This window comes from Prosthecobacter sp., assembly GCF_046154365.1.
In the GTDB taxonomy this organism is placed as follows: Bacteria; Verrucomicrobiota; Verrucomicrobiia; order Verrucomicrobiales; family Verrucomicrobiaceae; genus Prosthecobacter.
In genome coordinates, this window is the sequence record NZ_JBJXFV010000038.1 from 1 (window position 1) to 3,572 (window position 3,572).

Consider the following 3,572-nt stretch of genomic DNA (forward strand, 5'->3'; position numbering starts at 1 on the left):
CCGCCTGCTGTGCGCGGCCGATTTCATCGAGCGGCTTCGCCGTTTTGCTGTCCGCGTTGCTCACCACACGCAGCAGGCAATGTTTCTCATCGAAGAACACGATCTTCATCTCCGCTTTCGCTGGTCCGGCGATCTGCTTGATCACAAAGCCCGCTTCATGGCCGAGCGGAGCCAGATTGGAGGATGATTCAAGCCGCCACGTCTGCGCCTGCACGCTGCAAGACAGCGCGAAGATCAAAAGCAGCGGGTTGAGGTTCATCTAGGATCACTGCTCCACCTTGAAGATGTGCATCGACACGCCGCTTGGATTGAGCGCGACGTAGTTGTCCGCGCCACGCCATTCGTAGCCTTGATTGTGCATGAGGTCGGTGACTTTGAACGCACGGCTGCTATCGAGGCCGAGTGCGGCGAGGTTGAGATGCACCATTCCCATCGCGCCTTGCTGCGCATCATGACTGATGACGCAGAGGATGCGGTTGCTGAAATCGGGCGTGACTTTGCTGTAGCAGATTATCTGGCCGTGGTCGGAGCCGTGGAAGCTGAGGTTGTCGTAGAGGTGCAGCGCGGGGTTGTCGCGGCGGATGAGGTTCAGCGTGCGGATGAAGGCGGTGATGTTGCCGGGCTTGGTGTAGTCGCGCGGCTTGAGTTCGTACTTCTCGCTGTTGTTGTACTCCTCCTTGCCGGGATACGGGTCGTTTTCACACAGCTCGTAGCCTGAATACATGCCCCAGCTCGATGACAAGGTGGCAGCGAGGGCGGCGCGGATGCGGAACATTTGCGGGCCGGCGTTTTGCAGGTGCTCAGGCAGGATGTCGGGCGTGTTCGGCCAGAAATTCGCGCGGTAATACCAGCGCATGTCGCTCTGCGTGAGTTCAAGGGCGTACTCGGTCAGCGCTTGGCAGTTCTCGCGCCAGGTGAAGTAAGTGTAGCTCTGTGTGAAGCCGACTTTGCCCAGCACCTGCATCATCTTTGGCTTAGTAAAGGCTTCGGCGAGGAACAGCACATCGGGATCCTTGCGCTGGATGGTGGCGATGAGTTCCTCCCAAAACGCGACGGGCTTCGTGTGCGGATTATCGACACGGAAGATTTTCACGCCAACATCGACCCAGTACTGCACCACGTCGGTCAGCTCCTTCCACAAGTTGCGCCAGTCGTCGCAGTGGAAGTTGAGCGGATAGATGTCCTGATACTTTTTCGGCGGATTCTCCGCGTAGCGTATGCTGCCGTCAGGACGCTGGTAGAACCAATCTGGATGCGTTTTGACGTAAGGATGGTCGGGCGAGCAGTTGAGGGCAAAGTCGAGCGCGATTTCCATGCCGCGTTTCTTCGCCTCCTTGATCAGCCACACGAAATCCTTCTCCGTGCCGAGCGCCGGTTCGATCTCACGATGACCGCCCGTCGGACCGCCGATGGCCCACGGGCTGCCGACATCGTCAGCGTTGGCCGTGAGCGTGTTGTTTTTGCCTTTGCGGGCGGTGATGCCGATGGGATGAATCGGTGGGAAGTACACCACATCGAAACCCATGTGCGCCGCGTGATCGAGCCGTCCCAGGCAGTCGCGGAAGGAGGAATGTTTGTCACTACGGCCCTCGGCGCCACGCGGGAAGAATTCATACCACGCGGAGAAGCGCGCCCGCTCGCGTTCGACGATGGCACGCAGCGTGTCGGACGTGGTGGACTGCGAGCGGTCGGGATACTGGTCTATCAGGCTCTGCATCTCGTCGGATTGCAGCACGTCCATGATGTCGCCCGGAGCCACGGTGGTGAGCAGATCAGCACAGTCTTCGAGCTGCGTCGCCGCCGCAGGCACACCGGCGGCACGCGCACGCTTTGCAGCGTCGCGCAGCAGGCGTGCGCCTTCCTGCGCCTCGATGGGTGCATCGGGATCCTTGGCCTGCACGCGCACGGCGAAAGTCTTCTTCCACGAGCGGAACGTATCGCCCCACGCTTCAATGACATACTCCCAGCGTCCGGCTTTGGCGAAACTGCACCGCCCCTGCCAGCGGTCGTTTGACAGCGGCTTCATCGGCGCTTCAAACCAGCGCCGCGTGCCTGCCAGCCGCCAGCGCAGCACCGCGCTCATCACATCATGACCATCCTTGAAAATATCGCACCAGATGTCCAGCGGCTCGCCAATCACCCGTTTGACCGGATGCCGACCGCCTTCAAGGCAGGGATAGAAATTCTCGATGACGACGGTGGGAGCGTGGGAGGCGGACATGGCACCTCACGCATAGCCGTAAAAAAGGCACGGGCAATCCTGCCCTTGATGATTTGGCGGCAGCATTTCGCATTTGCCACCGCAAATTGTTGTTGCCATAATTGCACCATGAAAATCAGCAAGTCCGTTTCACCTTCCAACAAGACAGCGAAGGCTCCAGTGGTTGTCATCGGGGGAGTCAAAGTGAGGATTCTGTCTCATCCTGGGAAAGGAACTATCAGCCGCGTGAGACTGAAAAAAGCTGTGGCCGCCATGATGGAGACACACCAGATGAACTCCATGCCGCTTGCCAAAGGTGCCTGAACACACCCCGCTTTTGTACGACCGGCAGGTCTTCATCAACTGTCCGTTCGATGATGATTTTTGGCCCCTGATGCAGGCATCCGTGTTCGCTATTCATGCTTGCGGTTTCATCGCAAGATGTGCGATGGAAGCCGATGATGCAGGCGAGGAGAGGCTGACCAAGGTCATGCGCATCATCGCCGACTGCCGCCTCGGTGTTCATGACCTGTCGCGCAAAACTGCGGATGCAGGCAGCGGCATGTCCCGGTTCAACATGCCCTTTGAGATGGGCGTTTTTCTCGGCGCGGCCAAATATGGCAGGAGGAAGAAAAGCCTGCTCGTCATGGAGGCGGAGCGGTTCGACTATCACAAATTCATCTCCGACATCAGCGGTCGTGATATTCGCCATCATGGCAACGATCCGGCCAGAGTGATCGTCCAAATCAGAGACTGGCTCAATGCACAGAAAATCGTGCCGTCACTGCCCGGTGGCAGAGCCATTGTTAGTTTGTATGAAAAGTTCCAATTGGTCCTGCCTCGCGCACTAACCGAGAGGCAGTTGACTGAGACTGAAATCGGTCCGGGCTGTTTTATCAACTGGACCGACCTCGTTACAGCTTGGCTGGCTGAAGCGGCCAAAGGCTGAATCTATCCCAGCAACGGCCGCAGCATCTCACAGCTCTTCGTTACTTCGATGGAGGAATCATCTTCCTTCTAATCACCGAGCTTGAATCTAACATCGACCGCAGCATCGCGCAGATCTTCGGCACCTCCACAAACGGATCTTCCTTCGTCTCGAATTCGAGCGTGAACCAGCCCTGGTAGTTCGCATCGCGCATGATCTGGATCACGCGCTTCACATCGCTGGCCTCGGCTTCCTTGGCACCTTCGCGTTTGATTTCCATTTTGAGCTGCACGTTGACCGCGTAAGGCGCGATCTTGGCGAGGTCGGCGTAGGGATCGGCGGTGTGAAAGTTGCCGCTGTCGAGATTGATGCCGGCCCACGGACTCTTCGCGGCCTGCACCATCTTGATGAGGTTGTCCGGCTCGGCGACGATGCCGCCGTGGT

5 protein-coding genes are annotated in these 3,572 nt (G+C 58.3%); 2 read left to right on the forward strand and 3 right to left on the reverse strand.

Annotation, left to right across the window (positions count from 1 at the left end):
* A partial coding sequence (locus tag ACKVY0_RS04380) for a hypothetical protein (protein ID WP_409213573.1) occupies window positions 1–259 on the reverse strand: 259 nt, incomplete at its 3' end.
* Window positions 260–265: 6 nt separating this feature from the next.
* Window positions 266–2,221: an alpha-1,4-glucan--maltose-1-phosphate maltosyltransferase gene (locus tag ACKVY0_RS04385; RefSeq protein WP_409213574.1), complete on the reverse strand. Its 1,956-nt coding sequence runs from the start codon at window positions 2,219–2,221 to the stop codon at window positions 266–268.
* Between the two features lie 108 nt (window positions 2,222–2,329).
* Here ACKVY0_RS04385 and ACKVY0_RS04390 point away from each other — a divergent pair, with 108 nt between their 5' ends.
* Together ACKVY0_RS04390 and ACKVY0_RS04395 are read left to right on the forward strand one after the other, a co-directional pair.
* Window positions 2,330–2,524 carry a hypothetical protein gene (locus ACKVY0_RS04390; protein ID WP_409213575.1) on the forward strand — a complete coding sequence of 65 codons (195 nt, stop codon included), beginning with the start codon at window positions 2,330–2,332 and terminating at the stop codon, window positions 2,522–2,524.
* Window positions 2,517–3,149 (forward strand): hypothetical protein, encoded by a 633-nt coding sequence (locus ACKVY0_RS04395; protein WP_409213576.1) that lies wholly within the window; start codon window positions 2,517–2,519, stop codon window positions 3,147–3,149. The genes ACKVY0_RS04390 and ACKVY0_RS04395 overlap by 8 nt, the downstream gene beginning before the upstream one ends.
* Before the next feature lie 40 nt (window positions 3,150–3,189).
* Here the strand turns inward: ACKVY0_RS04395 and ACKVY0_RS04400 are convergent.
* The coding region (locus ACKVY0_RS04400; RefSeq protein WP_409213577.1) for a sugar phosphate isomerase/epimerase family protein at window positions 3,190–3,572 on the reverse strand (383 nt) is incomplete at its 5' end.